The organism is Marinobacter pelagius (assembly GCF_003315345.1).
GTDB classification, from domain to species: domain Bacteria; phylum Pseudomonadota; class Gammaproteobacteria; order Pseudomonadales; family Oleiphilaceae; genus Marinobacter; species Marinobacter pelagius_A.
Genome location: NZ_QNRO01000001.1, coordinates 237873 through 257655 on the forward strand (window position 1 = coordinate 237873; position 19783 = coordinate 257655).

14 protein-coding genes are annotated in these 19783 nt (G+C 60.2%); 9 read left to right on the plus strand and 5 right to left on the minus strand.

The features are described from left to right. The first annotated feature begins 34 nt into the window (after positions 1-34). The 4 genes from DET50_RS01155 to DET50_RS01170 all read left to right on the plus strand — a co-directional run bounded on the left by DET50_RS01155 (position 35) and on the right by DET50_RS01170 (position 3816). Positions 35-1405 (plus strand): HDOD domain-containing protein, encoded by a 1371-nt coding sequence (locus tag DET50_RS01155; protein WP_113861057.1) that lies wholly within the window; start codon positions 35-37, stop codon positions 1403-1405. Between the two features lie 206 nt (positions 1406-1611). After that, positions 1612-2265, plus strand: a complete 654-nt coding sequence (gene adk, locus DET50_RS01160; RefSeq protein WP_113861058.1) for an adenylate kinase — start codon at positions 1612-1614, stop codon at positions 2263-2265. 30 nt (positions 2266-2295) lie between these two features. Continuing rightward, positions 2296-2994, plus strand: coding sequence for a tRNA (adenosine(37)-N6)-threonylcarbamoyltransferase complex dimerization subunit type 1 TsaB (gene tsaB, locus DET50_RS01165; RefSeq protein ID WP_113861059.1), 699 nt, complete (start codon positions 2296-2298; stop codon positions 2992-2994). Positions 2995-3039: 45 nt separating this feature from the next. Beyond that, on the plus strand, positions 3040-3816 hold the full coding sequence (locus DET50_RS01170; protein ID WP_404932709.1) for a class I SAM-dependent methyltransferase: 777 nt from the start codon (positions 3040-3042) through the stop codon (positions 3814-3816). Between the two features lie 5 nt (positions 3817-3821). Here DET50_RS01170 and plsB read toward each other — a convergent pair whose 3' ends face one another. Then, entirely contained in the window at positions 3822-6293 is a 2472-nt protein-coding gene (plsB, locus tag DET50_RS01175; RefSeq protein ID WP_113861061.1) for a glycerol-3-phosphate 1-O-acyltransferase PlsB, read from the minus strand. Positions 6294-6433: 140 nt separating this feature from the next. Here plsB and nudC point away from each other — a divergent pair, with 140 nt between their 5' ends. Both nudC and murI read left to right on the plus strand, forming a co-directional pair. Then, positions 6434-7261 (plus strand): NAD(+) diphosphatase, encoded by an 828-nt coding sequence (gene nudC, locus DET50_RS01180; protein ID WP_113861246.1) that lies wholly within the window; start codon positions 6434-6436, stop codon positions 7259-7261. Next, positions 7254-8111 carry a glutamate racemase gene (murI, locus tag DET50_RS01185; protein ID WP_113861062.1) on the plus strand — a complete coding sequence of 286 codons (858 nt, stop codon included), beginning with the start codon at positions 7254-7256 and terminating at the stop codon, positions 8109-8111. Before nudC ends, murI begins: the two co-directional genes overlap by 8 nt. On the opposite strand, the gene DET50_RS01190 is transcribed toward murI, so the two are convergent. From DET50_RS01190 to DET50_RS01205, 4 genes are all read right to left on the minus strand, one after another. Continuing rightward, positions 8089-9096: a DUF2156 domain-containing protein gene (locus DET50_RS01190; RefSeq protein ID WP_113861063.1), complete on the minus strand. Its 1008-nt coding sequence runs from the start codon at positions 9094-9096 to the stop codon at positions 8089-8091. The two genes, murI and DET50_RS01190, sit on opposite strands and share 23 nt — an antisense overlap. Before the next feature lie 42 nt (positions 9097-9138). Then, a complete protein-coding gene (locus DET50_RS01195) occupies positions 9139-9792 on the minus strand; it encodes a class I SAM-dependent methyltransferase (protein WP_113861064.1) in 654 nt (217 codons plus the stop codon). 231 nt (positions 9793-10023) lie between these two features. Beyond that, positions 10024-12198, minus strand: a complete 2175-nt coding sequence (locus DET50_RS01200) for an EAL domain-containing response regulator (RefSeq protein WP_113861065.1) — start codon at positions 12196-12198, stop codon at positions 10024-10026. After that, the gene (locus tag DET50_RS01205; RefSeq protein WP_113861066.1) at positions 12195-14201 is read right to left on the minus strand and encodes an HDOD domain-containing protein; all 2007 of its coding nucleotides are present in this window, start codon (positions 14199-14201) and stop codon (positions 12195-12197) included. The genes DET50_RS01200 and DET50_RS01205 overlap by 4 nt, the downstream gene beginning before the upstream one ends. A 207-nt stretch (positions 14202-14408) precedes the next feature. On the opposite strand from DET50_RS01205, the gene DET50_RS01210 reads away from it, so the two are divergent. From DET50_RS01210 to acs, 3 genes are all read left to right on the plus strand, one after another. After that, positions 14409-15722 (plus strand): MinD/ParA family ATP-binding protein, encoded by a 1314-nt coding sequence (locus DET50_RS01210; protein ID WP_113861067.1) that lies wholly within the window; start codon positions 14409-14411, stop codon positions 15720-15722. Positions 15723-15956: 234 nt separating this feature from the next. Beyond that, positions 15957-17498 carry a fatty acyl-CoA reductase gene (locus tag DET50_RS01215; protein WP_113861068.1) on the plus strand — a complete coding sequence of 514 codons (1542 nt, stop codon included), beginning with the start codon at positions 15957-15959 and terminating at the stop codon, positions 17496-17498. Positions 17499-17798: 300 nt separating this feature from the next. Further along, positions 17799-19748 carry an acetate--CoA ligase gene (gene acs, locus DET50_RS01220; RefSeq protein WP_113861069.1) on the plus strand — a complete coding sequence of 650 codons (1950 nt, stop codon included), beginning with the start codon at positions 17799-17801 and terminating at the stop codon, positions 19746-19748. Positions 19749-19783 lie beyond the last annotated feature (35 nt).

Genomic DNA, 19783 nt, shown 5'->3' on the forward strand with positions numbered 1-19783 from the left:
CCATCTGCCAGACACAGACATAGGAGTATCGGGTGTGGCGCTTGCTGCCAGGCTGGAGCAGTATTTAAGTGAACAGGGCCTGTCCTTCCGGGAGCTGGCCATCGAGCCCGCCCCGAACCTGGACGCGGCGGTGATAGCCTCTGGCCGGTCCCAGCATGATTTTGTTCAGGCCACGCTGTTGCTCGACATCGACGGGGTGGTCATGGCGGTTCACCGGTTCGACAGCGCGCTGGATATTCCGGCGGTACAGCAGCTGACCGGGCGCCGGCTCCAGCCTCTGACTGCCCGTCAGAGCAAACGGCTGTTCGAGGACTGCGAACCGGGATTTGTGCCGCCGGTCGGCGGCGCCTACCGGGTGCCGGTGCTTGTCGATGAAGATGTTGTCGATGGCGAGTCGGTGCTGTTTTCGGGGGGGCGTAACGATTCCCTGATCGAAATTGATGGGGAGACCCTGAAAATCCTGTTGGCGGATGCCTTCCGGGCCCGGCTGGTGATTCACGGTCAGGGTGGCACTGACCGCGGGGCGCTGACTCTGGACGAAGTGGCCGGCAAGTTGCGGAATATCTACCGGCTTCCGCCGATGCCGGCACTGGCGCCCCAGATTCTTTCCATGGCAACCGGTGAAAAGGCGGTTGCTGAAGACCTGGCCGACGTCATCGAGCTGGACCCCAGCCTGACAGCGCAGGTGCTGCGTTACGCCCGGTCCGGGCTGTTCGAAACCTCCGGCGAGATCAAAACCGTGCGCCATGCCGTTACCCGGGTTCTGGGTGTCGACCGGGTGGCCCACATTATCCAGGGCAGTGCCCTGGTTGGTGGCTTCGGCATTCCCCGGGATGGCATCCTGGGCATGCAGGCATTCTGGTCCCACGCCCTGTACTGCGGATTCCTGTGCCAGCGGATTGCACCTCGATGCGGCGTCGACCGGGACATGGCTTACCTGTGCGGGTTGCTTCACAACTTCGGTCTGCTCTTGCTGGGGTATCTGTTCCCGGCGGAATTCGAGGAACTCAATCGGCTGCGGGAGGGCAATCCCGAAGCCAGCATGAAGGCACTCGAACAGCAGGTGTTCGGGCATGGTGACGAGCAAGCTGAGCTGGTGGTGGGCCATGGTGCCATTGGCGGCCTTTTCCACCGTTTCTGGCAGTTGCCCGAGCCGGTCATCAAGGCCGCCGGCATGCACCAGTACCAGGGCTACACCGGTGAGCATGAAACCTATGTACTGATCGTGCAGCTGGCAAACGGACTGCTGAAAACCCGGGGAATCGGGGATGAGTTCAACGAGGATAATGTCCCGGTGCTGCTCGCTTCCCTGGGCTTGAGACAGGACGCGGTATACGACTTCGAAAAGGACATCGACAGCCTGTCCCCAGACCTTGACGCACTGACCTCTTCCCGACCATCCTGATCGCCTTCCGGTGCTTGCGACAGTCTGACGCTGCTGCTTTTCGGTGCATGATACTGAGGTCGACTTTCTATGGGCAGGCTGACTTCGTATAATGCGCGTTCGCCGTTCCGGGCTTACATCTGTACCGCTCAGAGAGGTTGTCGCAAAGGCAGGGGTTTTTGCCGCAGCTTTTCAAACGATAATGACTAAAACGGGAGCACGACGTTATGCGAATCATCATGTTAGGCGCGCCAGGCGCAGGTAAGGGGACCCAGGCACAGTTCATCACTGAGCGTTTCGACATTCCCCAGATTTCCACTGGCGACATGCTGCGGGCCGCGGTCAAGTCCGGTTCCGAGCTGGGCAACCAGGTCAAGGAAGTCATGGCTTCCGGTGGTCTGGTATCCGACGACATCATCATCGCCCTGATCGAAGAGCGTATCCAGCAGCCGGACTGCAAGAACGGTTTCCTGCTGGACGGGTTCCCGCGCACCATTCCCCAGGCGGAAGCGCTCAAGGACCAGGGTATTGCCATTGACTACGTGGTAGAGATCGCCGTCGATGACGAGGAAATCGTCAGCCGCCTCTCCGGCCGTCGCGTTCACGAGGGCAGTGGCCGTATCTATCACGTGAAATACGATCCGCCCAAGGTGGAAGGCAAGGACGACGAAACCGGCGAGCCGCTGGTCCAGCGCGAGGACGACCAGGAAGAAACGGTTCGCAAGCGCCTGAAGATCTACCATGAGCAGACTGCTCCACTGATCGGTTTCTACCAGGACTGGGCCGAGAAGGATTCCTCCGCTGCACCCAAGTATGTGCGCGTGGAAGGCGTTGGCAGCCTCGACAGCATCCGCGACCAGATCCTGTCCAAGCTCCAGTAATCCATCATTGACGCTGAGGCATTCACTGCCGTGAAACTGCTGGCTCTGGATACGTCATCAGAGGGCTGCTCCGCAGCCCTTCTTGTTGAAGGCGAGATAACCGAGCGATTCGAGATCGCTCCCCGTGGCCATACCCGCCTGCTCATGCCCATGGTGCGGGAATTGCTGGCGGAGAAAGGGCTGGTCCCCGCGGATCTGGATGCCCTCGCATTTGCCTGCGGGCCGGGGTCGTTTACCGGTTTGCGGATTGCCACCGGCGTGGTCCAGGGCCTGGCCTGGGGCCTCAATCTTCCGGTGGTTCCGGTCTCCTCCCTTGCTGCCGTGGCCTATGGCGCCATGGAGTCCCTCGATATCGCCGAGGGCGACGCCGTGGCCGTGGCTTTCGATGCCCGCATGGGCGAGGTCTACTGGGGCTGTTACCGGCGAAGTGACGGCCTGCCCGAACTGCTTGGCGAGGAACGGGTCTGCCCGCCGGCATCGGTCAGCCTGACCGGCGAGGCCAGCCGTTGGTATGGTGCGGGTCCCGGCTGGCAGTTCCGGGACCAGATGCCGGCAGAAGTGTCCGGCCCGATGGTATCTGTGGCACCGGAGCTGCTGTTGCGTGCAAGCTGGGTTGCGCGTCTGGCCGAGAAGCGTGCGGCAGAGGGGCAAACGGTAACCGCTGAACAGGCGCAACCGGTCTATATCCGTGATGAGGTGGCCTGGAAAAAGCTGCCCGGTCGCGAGTAGCCCGTGGCCAGTCCCCGTCCTGACCTTTCATCTTTCTCCCTCGCTATTGCCCGCAGCCCCCTGGGTGATCACACCCGGGCGGCGGAGCTCAGCGAACGCCTGGGATTTCCCTATCTCGGGGTGGTCCGCCCCCGCGATGTCTCCGATGTACCGGTACTGCTGTTCCTGGATGAGCAGGGGCTTTGCCTGCAGCTGACCGGGAAAGGCGCCCCCGGTCCGGTTCGGGTCGAGTTTGTGTCCGGCAAGATGGGATACCGGCGTGAGCATGGCGGCGGTGCCGGCCAGCTGGTTGCCCGGGCCGTGGGCTTGCAGAAGACCAAGGCCAGGCTTCATGTGCTGGATGCGACCGCGGGCCTGGGCCAGGATGCCTTTGTGCTCGCCAGCCTCGGGTGCGAGGTGACCCTGTTTGAACGCAACCCCGTTATCCATGCGTTGCTGGAGGATGGCCTGGCCCGCGCCGCACTCAATGTCGAGTGCGCGCCGATCGTCGCCAGGATGACCCTGGCCGCCGGCAGCAGCATCCACTGGCTGCGGCAGGCGGACAGTGGGGCAGCGGATGTGGTCTACCTGGACCCCATGTTCCCGCACCGGGACAAATCCGCCCGGGTGAAGAAGGAAATGGAGGTGTTCCGGAAGATCGTGGGCGATGACGAGGATGCCTCCGCGTTGCTCGAGGCAGCGCTGAAAGTCGCCACTTACCGGGTGGTGGTCAAGCGCCCCCGCAAGGCTCCCGCCATCGACGGTCCTGAGCCCAGCACCCGGGTCGAAGGCAAGAGCAGCCGCTACGATATCTACGCCATCAAGGCGCTGCCGGCGGCCTGAGCGGGTCAGGCGCCGAGCATGGTGACCTGCTGTATGGCCTGACGCTTCTCCACACTCAGCACCAGGCGGGCGTCGTCTGCCACTTCCTCCAGTCCCGCGCCGTAGTTGATCAGGCCGTTGTCATCGGTGGTGATGACGCCGTTCTCCTGCATGTTGGCAATAAAGTTCCGGAACAGGGTTTTATCGAAGAATTCCGGCGCATTCAGGCCGAACAGGATCGACATGCGCTCCGCCAGCAGGGTGCTCTGTTCTTCCAGCTCCGCAGCGCTGATCTTGCCCGAGCCATACTTGCGCAGGATGCCCAGCGCGATGTGGTAGCGTTCAAGGGTCTGGATGATGAACCGGGAAAGAACCCGCAAACGCAGCATGGCCTCGGTGCCTTCCTCGGGGCGGGCAATGCGGTCGTCCTCCAGGGCTTCCAGCAGCCCCTGGTCCACCAGGATGTCAATCCAGTGATTGATGACGCCCTCGACCTCGTCGGCGGAATACTTAAGGAACAGCTCGGACTGCAGGTAGGGGTAGGCCACGGTCGCCAGGAACACGATCTTGTCCCGGCGCAGGGAGTCCTTGTTCTCGAACAGGCTGGCAACCAGCGAGGGCAGGGCGAACAGGTGCTGGATGTTGTTGCGGTAATAGGTCATCAGGATGGCATTGCTGCCTTCGAGCGCAATGATGTCGCCCAGCTTCTGGGGCTGGCGGGTAACCAGTCCCATGTCCTCACAGTAAGCGACCCAATCCTTGCCCGAGCCCTCGGGCAGGGTGACGGTATCGGCGTAAGGGAAGGCTTTCAGCAGGCCGGCGTACTGGTCCATCAGGCGGATGAGCTGACCCTCGTCCATGGCCAGACGATCGGTCCCGAGCAATACGGTGGCGGTCATGCCGATGGGATTGACGGCGACCGAGGCATTGATGTTGGAAGCCACCCGGAGCGAGAGCTGGTCAACGGCCCGGGTCAGCCACGCCGGCCGGTATTCGGCGTCGTAGGCTTCCTGGCGCCAGCTCTCGTGGACAGCGTCGAGGACGTCGGCCAGCGGAATCGCTTCACCGAAGTTCACCGCAACCCGCCCGAAGGAATTGGTTAGCTTGCGGGCGGTCTTGGCCAGCCCGAACACGCTCTCTTTCTGTTTCTTCTTGCCACGCAGCTCGCCCAGGTAGGAGCGGCCTTCCATGACTTTCTCATAGCCGATGTAGACCGGCACGAAGACGATGGGTTTGCGGTGATCCCTCAGGAAGCTGCGAACGGTCATGGAGAGCATGCCCGGACGCGGTGGCAGCATGCGCCCGGTCCGGCTGCGGCCGCCTTCAACGAAATACTCCACCGAGTAGCCCCGGGAAAACATCACGTGCATGTATTCGTTGAACACGGTGGCGTACAGCGGGTTGTCCCGGAACGAGCGACGCATGAAAAAGGCGCCGCCCCGGCGCAGGATCGGCCCGACGACCGGCATGTTCAGGTTGATGCCGGCAGCGATATGCGGGGGCATCAGGCCGTTTTTGTAGAGGACGTAGGACAAAAGCAGGTAATCGATGTGGGAGCGGTGGCAGGGCACGTAAACCACGGCGTTGTCCTGGGCCACTTCCTTGGCAACCTTGATGTTGTTCACCGCGATGCCGTTGTAGATGCGGTTCCAGAGCCAGGACAGCACCACCTCCAGAAACCGTATGGTTACGACGGACATGCTGGCGGCGATTTCGTCCGCGTACTTGTAGGCCTTGGCTCGTACTTTCTCCGGAGGAATATCGTCCCTGGCGGCGGTTTCGCGGATTGCTTCCTTCACCGCCTGGGTACGTACCAGTCCCTCCACCAGGGTGCGGCGATGGGACAGATCCGGCCCGAGTACGGCCTGACGCACCCGACGGAAATGGGTACGCAGCAGCCGGGCAAGCTTGCGGTTGGCCCGTTCCTCGCTGTGCCGGTACTCATCGATCACCTGCTTGAGGGACAGCGGCTGATTGAACTGCACGTAGGTGTTGCGCCCGTGCACCATGATGATGAGGAACTTCTGCAGGCGCCCGGCTACCGACCAGGTGTCGGACAACAGCAGTTTGACCAGGGATTTCTCCTTGTCCGGAGACCGGCCCCAGAACATGGACACCGGTACGATCTGCACGTCCTGGTCCGGATGCTCCAGGCCGTAGCGGACCAGTGACTTGAATTCATTGGTGGGTACCGGGGTCTGGCGACCGCCGCTGAACAGGCCGCCGATGCGACGGTAAAGGAAGAAAAACGAATGGGAGGGCCCGTTCTTCACCGGCAAAGACTCGGTTGCACCGGGCAGCCCCGCACGGATGACCTCCTGTTCCAGCACCAGCCGGCTCGACAGGGAACTGTACTGGAGCACATAGCATACCGGCTTGTCCGGATCGAGACCCAGGGATTCGGCATCGTTTCCGCTGACGTCTGTCCGCACCCACAAGAACAGGATCTTGCGGAGAATGGTCAGAATCAGGCTGCGAATGCCCTGGTAAAGTCGCATAAATTGATGCTCCGGTGACTGAAAACAGGCGCTAAGTTTACTTGGTTGCGTACGGTGCGGAAAGTCGGCCCGCGATTCTTGGCACTTGCCGCAATGTGGTACATTTCTCCATCACCGTTTTCTGTAAAGCGACCATTTGGATGAACTATTCAGACACAGACTGGAAATCCGGCTGGACTATCGCCGGGCCGGAGCCGCGGGACCTGGTGCTGCTGGTTTCCGGAGCCCATATCCTCAAGCCCGAAGAAGGCTGGCTGGTAAGTCGGGATGACCCCCGGCTCGTCGGTATCGATGCCGATGCGGTAGCCCTGGGTTCCATCCGTGAGCGGGCAGTCTATGTTACCGAGGTGCCGGAAGATACCGCGGGCTTCGAGCTGGTCAACCTCCGGGAGGCGATCCTGATGCGGGAGGATGTGCCCACGGCCCTGGTAAGCACAGGGTTCCAGGTATGGCAGTGGTGGCGGGATCATCGTTTCTGCGGTCGCTGCGGCGGGGAAACGGGGTTCCATCCCCGCGAGCGGGCGAAGTGGTGCGACACCTGCCATATTCCCTGGTATCCACGGCTTGCGCCCTGTGTGATCGTTGTCATTCGCCGGAATGATCGTTTCCTGCTGGCGAAGAATGCCCGGGTCAAACGTCATTTCTACAGCCTGATCGCCGGTTTCGTGGAACCCGGTGAGAGCCTCGAGGAAGCGGTGGCCAGGGAGGTCATGGAGGAAACCGGTCTGGCCGTCACCAACGTGCGCTATTGCGAATCCCAGCCCTGGCCGTTCCCGCACCAGCTCATGGTGGGATTTTTCGCCGACTACGCCGGTGGTGAACTGGTACTCCAGGAGGACGAGCTGTCCGATGCCGGCTGGTACCGCCCGGGTGATACACCGCCGGTGCCACCGCAGACGACCATTGCCGGCCGGCTGATCCGGCTCATGGAGCGGGAGATAGCCGAGGCAGGAGGCACCCGTGGCTGACGCTCCGGCGCCACGTATCCTGGTTTTCGATTCCGGCGTGGGTGGCCTCAGCGTTGCCCGGTGCATCCACCAGACCCTGCCGGGTGCCGAGCTGGTCTACCTGGCGGACAATGCCGGCTTCCCCTACGGCGATCAGCCGGAACCGGTGGTGATCGAACGCTGTACGACTCTGATTCGCCGGGCGCTTGGGGAAATACCCTGTGATGTGGTGGTGGTGGCCTGTAACACCGCCAGTACCGTGGTTCTGCCGCGACTGCGGGCGTTGATTGATGTGCCGGTGGTGGGGGTGGTTCCGGCGATCAAACCCGCAGCCGGCCAAACCGCCAATCGCCGGATCGGTGTGCTGGCCACCCCGGCCACCGTCCGCCGGCCCTACCTGGATCGGCTGATTGATGAGTTTGCCGGTGATTGCCAGGTGGTGCGGGTCGGGCACCCGGCCCTGGTGCGCTGGGCCGAGCAGCTGGTGCGGGGGATTCCGGTGCCGGAGGCTGAACTGCAGGAGGTGCTCGCTCCCCTGAAGCGGTCAGGGGTGGATACCGTGGTGCTTGGCTGCACCCATTACCCGCTGCTGCTGGATGCGTTGAAAACCACGTTGCCGGAGGTCCGGCACTGGGTGGATTCCGGCGATGCCATCGCCCGGAGAGTGCGGTTCCTGCTCGGTGAGGCCGGCCGGGATCTGGAGGCCATCGCTGGGGGCGAGTATCCTGAGCCGGTCCGTGCGGCGTTGCTGTCCGGGGAGGTGCCCCACGGATTGGCGGAGTTCATGGCGTCATTGGGCCTCGCGGTGCGGCAAATCGAGGCGCGCTGGGGTGGGCTGGCGGACCCGGTCAGAGCAACCGGGTCAGTTTGAACATGGCCAGGAACTCCATGGCCGGGATGGCCCGGCGGTGGCAGCAGTAGGTCTTGAAGACCTCGCCCCGGAACCGCGACTTTGTGAATTCCAGCCCCTTGAAGTTGTATAGGAAATTGCCTTTCTCGTACACCAGGTGCAGCAGGCGTTTGAGCAGACGGCTTTCCTGGTGTTCCATGGTGCTGTCCAGCGACAGCGGAATCAGCCCCAGGTCCAGGTAGGGCACACCCTCGGCCCTGAATATCTCCATGGCATGGGCCATCAGCGTGTAGAAGATGCCCTGGCGGAAATCCGCATTGGCCCGGGAGATGTTGGGTACGTAGCTGATGATCTCGTTGTTCCGGTAGATCGGGTCGAAGTAGATGAACCCCACCGCCTTGCCATCCTGGTAGGCATAGAAGTGCCGTTCATTCTCCCGGTATGACATCTCCATCGGCCGGATCAGGAAGCGGATTTCGTTACTTTTGCATTTCCGGGTGCGGATCCATGCTTCGGAGATCTCCCGGGTGTGGTCGTCGCTGAAACGTTCCTTCACGGTAATCCCGTTCTTCTGTGCCTGGTTCAGGGCCGTGCGCAGAATCTGCTTTTTCTTCCCGCTCAGACTCCAGCGGGACAGATCGATGCGGGATTCGCTGCCGAACTGGGTTCCGAACAGGCCAAAGCGCTGGTGCAGGAAATCCACGACTGGTTGTGACACCTGGATATAGCTGGCATTGGGGTGGCGCCCGTGAAACTGCTCCAGAATCTCGGCAAAGTTCTCGGGGGCACAGACCGGATCGGACAGAACAAAGGTGCCACCCCATTTACGCATGAACGCGATGTAGCCGATGCCCGGCAGGTCAAAGAAACGCATGCCCGGCTGCAGGGTTGAAAAGGACTGGGAGTGGGTGCCGTACTTCTTCAGGTAACTCACCCGTTCGGCAAAACTGAAGTTCCCGCTGTCCAGTTCGCGGGCGCTGTCCAGTGCAAGAATCTGATCCGTCATGTCTCTGCTCCGGGGTTATTGTTTTTGGGCAATGTTGTGGAGTCAGGCCTGCTTGCGCCCGAGGATGGACCAGTAGCAGTCCATGTTCAGGAGCTTGAAGTGTTTCTTGTCCGTGACCTCGAGGCCGAGCCGTTGCATGTGTTCCGGGTAGTTGTAGATCTTGTGGAAAGCGTTGTTGGCAAACAGCCAGAACACGAACACGGCCATGTACCAGTAAAGCTTCTTGAACAGGCGGGAGAACAGGTTACCCGTGGGGTAGCAGAAGTCGCCGACCACCACCCGGGCGTCGGCTTTGCCCAGACGGATCAGGTGCTCAAGAACCTTCACCATCATGTCCTCGTCAAAGACGTTGAGGAAAAAGTTGGCGACGACCATGTCGTACTGCTCGAACTCCTCGACCTTCATGATGTCACTGTGAATCCGGCGGATACTCAGGTGCGGTGCCTCTTCCTGTAGGGCTTCGGCAAACTTGCGCAGCATGGTTTCGGACAGGTCGACCACGGTGACGTCGGCGCCGAGTTCGGCAGCACGGATGGCGTCCCGGCCATGGCCAACACCGGCAAACAGGATGCGGTCACCCGGACGGACGGTTTCCACATCCAGCATGGCGGTCTTGCAGCGATGGATGCTCTTGCCGCTGTAGAGGTTGCTCAGGAAATCGTAGACGGGGCCAATGTATTTGTACTTGTCACGCATGATCACTGCTACCTGTACCTGTTCGGGGGATGCTGAAACGTTATTGTCTTTGTTAACCCTGATTTCGTAACAGGGAGTTCTGTTTCAGCGCCTTGAGCTTCGAGAGTAGAGAACAGGTGGGGGGAATTATGTGCAGTACTGCGCATTTCCAGATACACAAAGTAACGCAACGCAACACTTTGCAAACCCGGTCAAGAATCGTGCTCGGAGTGTCAGACAATCTTCTGGGTGTCAGAAGGAGGCGGCTTTGACAGACCTCTCTTCCAGGGCCTTGAAAACCTCCTCGGCTGGCCGGGCGGGCCCGTAGAAGAAGCCCTGAACCTGGTGGCAGCCCAGGTTGCGCAAATACGAAAGCTGCTCGTCCGTTTCCACGCCTTCGGCGACGATTTCCAGCTTAAGGCCATGGGCCATGGCCACGATGGCGTTGACGATGCAGGCCCCGTCCTCGCCGCTGCGAATGGCACGGACAAAGGACTGATCGACCTTGAGGGTATGGATGGGCAGCCGGTGCAGGTAGTTGAGCGAGGAATAGCCCGTGCCGAAATCATCGATGGCGATGCGCACACCAACGGTCGCCAGTTCTCGCAACTTGTGACTGATCTGGTCCAGGTCGCTCATGATCACGTTTTCGGTGATCTCGATCTCCAGGTTGTCGGGCGGGAAGTCCTGTTTGGTCATCCGCCTGACAAGATTGTCCACGAAGCGGGGATGCTCCACCTGGATCGGGGAAAGGTTCACCGCCAGGCGCAGATCCGGATGGCCGTTCCGGATCCAGTCACCGACATCCCGGAAAGCCCGGTCCATGACCCATTCGCTGAGTTGGACGATGAGCTTGGTCTCCTCGGCCAGGGCCAGGAAATCCCCGGGATACAGCAGGCCGCGTTCCGGGTGCTGCCATCGCACCAGTGCTTCCAGACCGACGATGCGGTTGCTTCTGGAGCAGACCTGGGGCTGGTAGAAAACCCGGAGTTCATCCCGCTCCAGGGCCAGGCGAAGATCCCGCTCAAGGCTCAGCCGGTTGGCGGTATCCACGCTCATGGTCTGGGAGTAGAACCGGTAACCATCCTTGCCACGCCCTTTGACGTGGTACATGGCAATATCGGCGCTCTGGATCAGCTGATCCAGGTTCTCGCCGGCCTCGGGGTATACCGCGATTCCGATACTGACACCGACAAACACCTCGTGCTCGCCCAGCTGGAACGGAGCCTGAAGTGCCCGGATCAGCTTTCTGGCGATCTGTCGGGCGTCGTCACTGTCATGGATCGCCGGTAGTAGCAGGGTGAATTCATCCCCGCCGAAGCGGGACAGGGTGTCTCCCTTGCGCAGGCACTTCTCCAGCCGCTGGGTGACCGCCTGGAGCAGGCGGTCACCCATGGCATGGCCGAGGGTGTCGTTGATGATCTTGAAGCGATCAAGATCCAGAAACATGACTGCCAGTTTTTCGTTACCCCGTCGGGCCTGGGCGATCGCCAGTTCCAGGCGGTCCTTGAACAGGGCGCGGTTGGGCAGGCGCGTCAGCAGGTCGTGATAGGCCTGGAAATTGATGAACGCCTCGGCCTCCTTGCGCTCGGTCACATCCCTGGCCGTGCCATAGTAGCGGGCGGATTTCGGGGTTGCGCCGATCTGGCTGTCACCGGTGTGTGGCCAGGTCTGGGGGTCGATCGGAAAGGCCGTGATCTCAAAATGACGGGTTGCCTGCTGGCTGCCGCGGGTTTTGAGCCGTACTTCCAGCGTGCGCGGGTTGTCTGCGGTGATGTTGGCCCCTTTAAGGGCGTAAGTTCCCTTGGACACGTCCCGGTCGTCGAGAATCTGCCGGAAGTGCTGGCCGCAGAGTTCCTCCGGTTGGTAGCCAAGCAGGGACTCGACCTTGCTGTTGATAAAGCAGATATAGCCTTCCTCATCGAGCATGAACACGATGTCCGGTGATGTGTTGACGATATAGCGGTGAAGGGCTTCGGATTTTTCCAGCCGCACCTGGATATGTTCGTGTGCCCGCATGAGGGATTGCTTGTTGATGACACTCTCGACGGTTGCCAGCAGTTCCTCAGGGTCGAAGGGTTTGCGGATATAATCCAGCGCCCCCCGGCGCAGCGCGCGGCTGACGGCGGCAAACGAGCTCTCGCCGCTGACGACAATGGTGCCGCAGTCCGGCTGCTTATCGGTGAGTTCCGCCATGACGTCAAAGCCGTCCACGCCGGGCATTCGAAGGTCCAGCAGTGCGAGGTCAAACGACTGTTGATCAATCAGTTCACAGGCTCGCTCGCCCCCTTCGGCTTCGGTTACCTCGTAGCCCTGGCTGCGCAGCAGGGAGGCAAGCGAGCTCAGAAGCCGGGGCTCATCGTCCACTACCAGGAGCCTGGCCGGCAACCCCTGGCTCGGGGTCTGATCAGCGTGTTCAGGTTTCATTGGTCGGTACCCGTCGGTTTGTCATCAGGCGTTTTCTTTTTCTGGAACGTTGCCGGGAGCAGGATGCGGAATGTGGTTCCGTCCGGCCCCGTACGGCAAGCGATGATGCCGTCCATGTCATCAACGAGTTGCTTCACAATGCTCAGGCCCAGACCGCTGTGGCCGTCTCCCTTTGTGGTTTTCACCGGCGCGAACAGTTTGTCCCTGACTGCTTCCGGGATCCCCATGCCGGTATCGGTTATTTCAAGTTCCACCCAGGTTCTCTGGTTTTGCCAGACCGGGGCCGAGGTTCTCAAGGTGACCGTACCGCCGCTCTCCGGCAGTGCCTCGGAGGCGTTGCGCAACAGGTTGATAATGACCTGGCGCAGAGCCGAGGCGGGACCGCTGACCAGGGCGGGGTTGTCGGTCAGATCCAGCCTGAGCCGGCGTTTGCCATCATCGAACAGGCTGTCCTCGACAATGCGGCTGAGACTGTCGAGCTCGTCATTGAGCGAGATGCCGCCGGCGTGTTCCGTCCCTGTCCCCGTCTGGCCCATCTGTTGCAGAAGGTCGCCCGCCCGGTCCAGTTCCTCGCGGATGATGTCCAGCTCCTGGTGCACATCAGGATCATCGAGCCGGTTTCGTAACTGGTAAATGTATTGGCGGATGATGGTTAGCGGATTATTGACCTCGTGAACCTGTTTGCGCAGGTGCTGGCGGTCCAGCTCCTGCTGCAGGTGTTCGGCGGAATCGGTGATCTGCCCGGTGGATTGGCGGTTGGCAACGATCTGGCCGAGGCGATGACTGAAAAGACTCGCCAGCTCCAGAGTGCTGTTCTGCCTGCTCTCATCGGAGCCCAGTGCAAAAACGCCGGCGCATCCGCTGCCGGCGTTGACCGGTATGGCTATCATTGAGGGCGTTTGAAGCAGGGACAGCAACTGGCGGTCAAGTACTGTGCGGTTTCGACCGGTGAGCTTGACCGGTCTGCCGGTATTGAAGGCCTCGGTCAGGGTACTGCCGCCCGGATTCGGTGAAATCGTGAGCTCGGGAGCGTCGGTTCCTGTCCCCGCGATTAATGCGAGGAATTTATCCCTGGGTGCAAAGCCAAGGACGGGAGAGCCGGTGATCAGGGCCAGGCTGTTCGCCGCCTCAGCAATCAGGCTGTCGGTGGTTTGTCCCGGTTCGGCGAAGTCCAGGGCCTGGTTGACGACGGCCTGCTGGAGGATGACCTCTTGCAGTTCCCGGGTTGCCCGCTCGCCGTCATAGTTGTCATCGAGGGCAATCCCGAGAGAACTGGCGATGCCGGCCACTTCGTGGGCGATGCGCCGGTTGATCTCCCGGGTCAGCTCTTCGCTGAGACCGAAAACGGTGTCGGCAGCGGCAATGCCTGCCGCATCGGAAAGGGCGAGTCGGGTGGCCAGGCTGATCAGTTTGACCAGGTGACCGGCGTCCCTGGACTCCTCCGGCGCGGCCTGTTGATAGCGCATGGCGTCCGCGGCCATTGGTCCCAATCCCCAGGCGCTGACCAGGTCAGCGGCAACGTCGGACTGGTTGTTCAGGTAATGCTGGCGGGCATCCGGAGTGGTGGCTTTAATGGCAACCAGTTCGCCGATGTTATGGAGCACGCCGAGCATGAAGGCTTCTTCGGGGTAGGGATAGCCGGTAAGTGTGGCCAGGGCCCGGGCGGTCAGCGCGGTGGTCAGGGAGTGGCGCCAGAAATCCCGGATTTGCCGCCAGTCATCGTTGCCAAGCCCGAATTGCAGCTGGTTCAGCGCTGCGGTCAGTACCAGGCTGCGCAACCGTTGCGGTCCAAGGCGAACCAGGGCCTGCTCGATGGATCGAATGGGGCCCTCGTGGGATTCTGTAGTCAGGTTGGCGAGGGAGAGAACGCGGCCAACGAGTGCGGTATCGGCAGAGATGATGCCGCTGATGGTCTGGAAACTGGCGTCGTCATGACAAGCCTCGAGCGCCCGCAGCGTTACCTCCGGGAGACTCGGTAGCTGTAGATCTGGCGCTAGTTCCATAGGCATGCCTTGCCGAACCCTGATCAGACGTCGTTTCCTGACGCCGGTTTCATTCTTGTTATCCGAAAATCCTAAACAATCGCTTTCGGTAATTAAAAGCTCTTTGTTGTTTTAATGAGCAATATATTATCTCATCTGTGATATGTGTAGACTTTTTACAGGTTAGTTTGTTATTCGCTGTTTTCCCAGGGATGAGAACACATTCAGATGGCCCTTCAACCGGATACCGACAAGCGCAATTTGAACCACCCTCACACGGTTGCCATTGCCGGAGGTGTGGGCGGGGTAGGAAAGACCTCCGTGGCGTTGAACCTGGGCCTGACCCTGGCGAAGCAGGGTAAACGGGTGTTGTTGCTGGACGGTGACACCGGGCCCTCTAGTGTCACAGCACGGCTGGGACTGGAGGCAGGCAGAGATCTTTCCGGGGTGCTTGAAGCAAAATATGCTCTGGAAGAGGCCCTGCTGACCGCGGACTATGATCTCGATATCCTGCCCGGAGTGGCCGCCTTGCACCGATGCCCGGACATGGATCAGCGTGATGCCATGACTGCGCTGGAGGCACTGGATGAACTGGAGCGCGGCTATGACTATGTGATTCTGGATACCGGCAGCGGCACCGATCTTCCGGGGCTGCACATGGTGGCCAGCGCGGCACTGGCCTGTATGGTGGTTACACCGGATCCCGATTCCCTGAAACAGGTGTTTTCTCTGGTCCGGAATCTGAGAAAACGTGGTTACCGGCGGGTGCCAAGCGTAGTGGTCAACATGGCATCCGGAGCCAGTCAGGCACAGTCGATTTTTCAGCGGCTGGATGGTGCCGTCGGGCGTCATCTGGGGGATTCTCTGCATTATCTCGGCGCGCTCTGGCGTGACGAAACTCTGCGCCAGTCCGTGACGACCGGGGTCCCGGTGGCGACCTTGCCGGTATCCGATCCTTCCTGTCGCCAGTTCCATACCCTTGCCGACATGCTCGACGTCCGCCTTTCCCGCCTGCCACCGGAAAAATCGGGAGTGGCGGGGTACTGGAAGTCGGTTCTTCGACGCCGGCACAAAACGGAACTGCATCATCAGGAAGAGATTGGCGGGCGGCCCAGGAGTGAGGAAGAACGTCTCTCGGCCGCCATGGATGAGCTGGACTCGGTACTCGGTGAGGGTGTCGACCCCATGCTGCGTTATGAGGCATTCAACCGTTTTTTTGCACTGCTGGGGCGCAACCTGGATGCCGATAGCATCGAGTTTATCCAGACCGGTCTGGCGGCTATGCCCTGGGAGCAAATACCGTCCGATGACCGACAACACATGGCCGCCCATTTGAGGCATCTGGCAGACCAGATTGCGCCTGTAGAGAAGGAAAAGCCTGAGACCGCCGCTGTGTCTGTGCCTATACCAGAGCCACTGTTTGACCGCATCAGCCTTGGTGAGCAGGAGCGTCTGGTGCGGGCTCTGAGGGAGCAGCCGGCGGATGTTTCTATTGATCAGTTGCTTCGTGCCCTTGCCAGTCACGGTACAGGCCACTTCTGAACCACTCTTCGAATGTGCCTCTTATTTTGTCATTTCATTTGTACTTTTTTTGTGTCGTAATTTTGCGGTTTGTCACCATGTTGTCACGGAGATTGTGCAAACATTGATCGCAGAAATGGGCATGGTGGCCCGTAATATGCAACCCATCCGGTGAAAGGTTGGATGTGATCCGGGGCCACCGCCCCGGCAGGTATCGATCCGGCCAACCAGCTCAGTCAGAGAAGGAGTTCGTTCATGGCAACACAGCAAATCACCCCCGAAGCATCTTCATCGAAGGTACTCGATGCACTTCGCGGCAAGCAGGTTCTGGTTACCGGTACCACCGGTTTTCTGGGTAAGGTTGTCCTGGAGAAGCTGATTCGGACCGTGCCGGATATTGGCGGCATACACCTGCTCATTCGGGGAAACAAACGCCACCCGGATGCCCGTAGCCGGTTCCTGAACGAAATTGCCACCTCATCCGTGTTCGAACGCCTGCGAGCGGAGGATTCCGAGGGTTTCGAAGCCTTTGTCGAGGACAAGATCCATTGCGTCACCGGCGAAGTGACCGAGCCCCGCTTCGGCCTGCCCCCCAGGGATTTCAATGCTCTGGCCTCCGGCCTGGATGCGGTGATCAACTCTGCCGCGAGCGTGAATTTCCGCGAGGAGCTCGACAAGGCCCTGGCGATCAACACCCTGTGCCTGGACAACATCGCCGGACTGGCGCTCAGCAACCCGGAGCTGGCAGTGATTCAGGTCTCCACCTGTTACGTGAACGGAATGAATGCAGGGCAGGTGACCGAGTCCATCATCAAGCCTGCCGGTGAAGCGATCCCCCGAAGTGAAAGCGGTTATTTCGAAATCGAGGAGCTGGTCAACCTGCTCGAAGACAAGATTGCAGACGTGCGTTCACGCTATTCCGGCAAGTTGCTGGAAAAGAAGCTGGTGGAGCTGGGTATCCGGGAAGCCAACCGCTATGGCTGGAGTGACACTTACACCTTCACCAAATGGCTGGGAGAGCAGCGGCTGATGAAAGCGCTGGCGGGCGGCCCGTTGACGATTGTTCGCCCGTCCATCATCGAGAGTGCACTGGAAGAGCCGGCGCCGGGCTGGATTGAAGGTGTGAAGGTGGCGGATGCCATTATCCTGGCCTACGCCCGCGAGAAGGTGACCCTGTTCCCGGGCAAGCGTTCCGGTGTCATCGATGTCATTCCGGTGGACCTTGTCGCCAATGCCATCATCCTGGGGCTGGCCGAGGCGTTGTCCGAGCAGGCAGCTCACCGCATCTACCAATGCTGCAGCGGCAGTGCCAATCCGATCTCTCTGGGCGAGTTTATCGACCACCTGATGGCGGAGTCCAAGAGCAACTATGCCGAGTACGACCAGCTGTTCTATCGCCAGCCCAGTAAGCCTTTCGTGGCGGTGAACCGCAAGCTGTTCGATACCGTGGTTGGCGGGATCCGCATCCCGTTGAAGCTGACCGATCGGGTGCTCAAGCTGCTGGGCCACACCCGGGAACTGAAAATGCTCCGGAACCTGGACACCACCCGTTCGCTGGCGACCATCTTCGGCTTCTACACCGCTCCGGATTATATTTTCCGGAACGATGAACTGATGGCCCTGTCAGCGCGGATGGGTAGGCTGGATCAGGCGCTGTTCCCGGTGGATGCCCGGCAGATTGACTGGTCGATGTACCTGCGCAAGATCCATCTCGCCGGCCTCAACCGTTATGCGCTTAAGGAACGAAAGCTATACAGCCTGCGCGCGTCCCGTGATCGTAAAAAGAAAGCGGCCTGACCCGATCGGGCATCCGGGTCCGGTCGCAATGACCGGATCTGGCCATTTTTACTGGCGATTTCCTCGTCTCGGACTATCCTCAAGATAGCTTCTCAGTTTGTGTTTTTTCCATCCGTTTCTTGCAGTTTGCCGTCAGTTTGGGACTAAAAGTGCAGGCACATTAGGACGTTAGTCTAATTCATTGTGTGGTGGCACACATGTTGAACTACGACTATCCGTCTTCTGGGCCGGAGAGGCCCGATCGCTCTGTTTTTAAAAAACCGACAATGACAACAGACTCTAACTCAAAGGGGGAGCACAATGACTGATAAACAGCTATATCCGGTAAGCCCGGAAGTGGCCGAACGGGCCCTGGTAACCCGGGAACAGTACGAAGAAATGTATCGTCAGTCAGTCGAAGACCCGGATACCTTCTGGGGCGAACACGGTAAGCGGATTGACTGGATCAAGCCTTACACCAAGGTCAAGCACACCTCTTACGACTACAACAACCTGTCTATCAAGTGGTTTGAGGACGGTGTCCTGAACGCCTCCGCCAACTGCCTGGACCGTCACCTGGCGGATCGCGGTGACCAGACTGCGATCATTTTCGAGGGTGATGATCCCTCCGAGTCCCGCAACGTCACCTACCGTGAGCTGTACGAAGAGACCTGCAAGTTCGCCAACGTCCTGAAAGATCAGGGCGTCAAGAAAGGCGATGTGGTTACCATCTACATGCCGATGATCGTGGAAACCGCGGTTGCCATGCTGGCTTGTGCCCGTATCGGCGCGATCCACTCCGTGGTCTTCGGTGGCTTCTCACCGGAAGCACTGGCGGCGCGGGTCGTCAACGGTAAATCCCGCTTCGTTATTACCGCTGACGAAGGCCTGCGTGGTGGCCGTGCGATCCCCCTGAAGAAGAACGTGGATTCCGCACTCAAGCATGAAGAAAACGCCAACGTCGACAAGGTGATCGTTGTCACCCGCACCGGCAACAAGGAAGTACCCTGGACCGAAGGCCGTGACCTGCGTTACGAGGACCTGATGAAGTCCGCCTCCACCGAGTGCGAGCCCGAGCCGATGAATGCGGAAGATCCGCTGTTCATGCTGTACACCTCCGGCTCTACCGGCGCTCCGAAGGGCGTTCTGCACACCACCGGTGGTTACATGGTTTACACTTCCATGACCCACCAGTACGTGTTCGACTACCATGACGGTGACGTCTACTGGTGTACCGCCGACTTCGGTTGGGTGACCGGCCACAGCTACATCCTGTACGGCCCGCTGGCCAACGGTGCCATCACCCTGCTGTTCGAGGGTGTGCCCAACTACCCGGACAGCTCCCGTATGGGTCAGGTGGTCGACAAGCACAAGGTCAACATCCTGTATACTGCCCCGACCGCCATCCGTGCACTGATGGCCCAAGGCGAGTCCTGCATGGACGGTACTACCCGCGAAAGCCTGAAATTGCTGGGGTCTGTGGGCGAGCCGATCAACCCGGAAGCTTGGGAGTGGTACCACCGCGTTATCGGCAACAGCAAGTGCCCGATCGTGGACACCTGGTGGCAGACCGAGACCGGCGGCATCCTGATTTCTCCGCTGCCCGGTGCGGTGGACCTGAAGCCGGGTTCCGCAACCCTGCCGTTCTTTGGTGTCCAGCCGGCGCTGGTGGATAACGAAGGCAACATCCTGGAAGGCAAGACCGAGGGTAACCTGGTTATCCTGGACAGCTGGCCTGGCCAGATGCGTACCATCTACGGTGACCACGAGCGTTTCGTTCAGACCTACTTCAGCACCTACAAGGGCATGTACTTCACCGGTGACGGTGCCCGTCGTGATGAGGACGGTTACTACTGGATCACCGGCCGTGTGGACGACGTGCTGAACGTGTCGGGTCACCGCCTGGGTACCGCTGAGGTCGAAAGTGCGCTGGTTGCCCACGACAAGGTGGCGGAAGCTGCCGTGGTTGGTTATCCGCACGACATCAAGGGTCAGGGCATCTATGTCTATGTCACCCTGGTGCAGGGTGAGGAGCCCAGCGAAGAGCTGAAGAAAGAACTGGTCCAGTGGGTACGCAAGGAGATCGGTCCGATCGCTTCTCCGGACGTGATCCAGTGGGCGCCTGGACTGCCGAAGACTCGTTCTGGCAAGATTATGCGTCGGATTTTGCGTAAGATTGCCGCTAACGAGCATGATCAGCTGGGCGATACCTCTACTCTGGCAGACCCGGGTGTAGTGGACGAGCTGATCAGCAGCCGGGCGTTCAAGTAACGCCGGCTGTCAGCCAATAACCTGTGAGGAATCTG

Bases quoted from the DNA above. Each gene is read 5' to 3' on its own strand.
- adk (WP_113861058.1), top strand. From the start codon at position 1,612: ATGCGAATCATCATGTTAGGCGCGCCAGGCGCAGGTAAGGGGACCCAG.
- plsB (WP_113861061.1), bottom strand. From the start codon at position 6,293: ATGCGACTTTACCAGGGCATTCGCAGCCTGATTCTGACCATTCTCCGC.
- nudC (WP_113861246.1), top strand. From the start codon at position 6,434: ATGAACTATTCAGACACAGACTGGAAATCCGGCTGGACTATCGCCGGG.
- DET50_RS01190 (WP_113861063.1), bottom strand. From the start codon at position 9,096: ATGACGGATCAGATTCTTGCACTGGACAGCGCCCGCGAACTGGACAGC.
- DET50_RS01195 (WP_113861064.1), bottom strand. From the start codon at position 9,792: ATGCGTGACAAGTACAAATACATTGGCCCCGTCTACGATTTCCTGAGC.
- DET50_RS01200 (WP_113861065.1), bottom strand. From the start codon at position 12,198: ATGAAACCTGAACACGCTGATCAGACCCCGAGCCAGGGGTTGCCGGCC.
- DET50_RS01205 (WP_113861066.1), bottom strand. From the start codon at position 14,201: ATGGAACTAGCGCCAGATCTACAGCTACCGAGTCTCCCGGAGGTAACG.
- DET50_RS01210 (WP_113861067.1), top strand. From the start codon at position 14,409: ATGGCCCTTCAACCGGATACCGACAAGCGCAATTTGAACCACCCTCAC.
- DET50_RS01215 (WP_113861068.1), top strand. From the start codon at position 15,957: ATGGCAACACAGCAAATCACCCCCGAAGCATCTTCATCGAAGGTACTC.
- acs (WP_113861069.1), top strand. From the start codon at position 17,799: ATGACTGATAAACAGCTATATCCGGTAAGCCCGGAAGTGGCCGAACGG.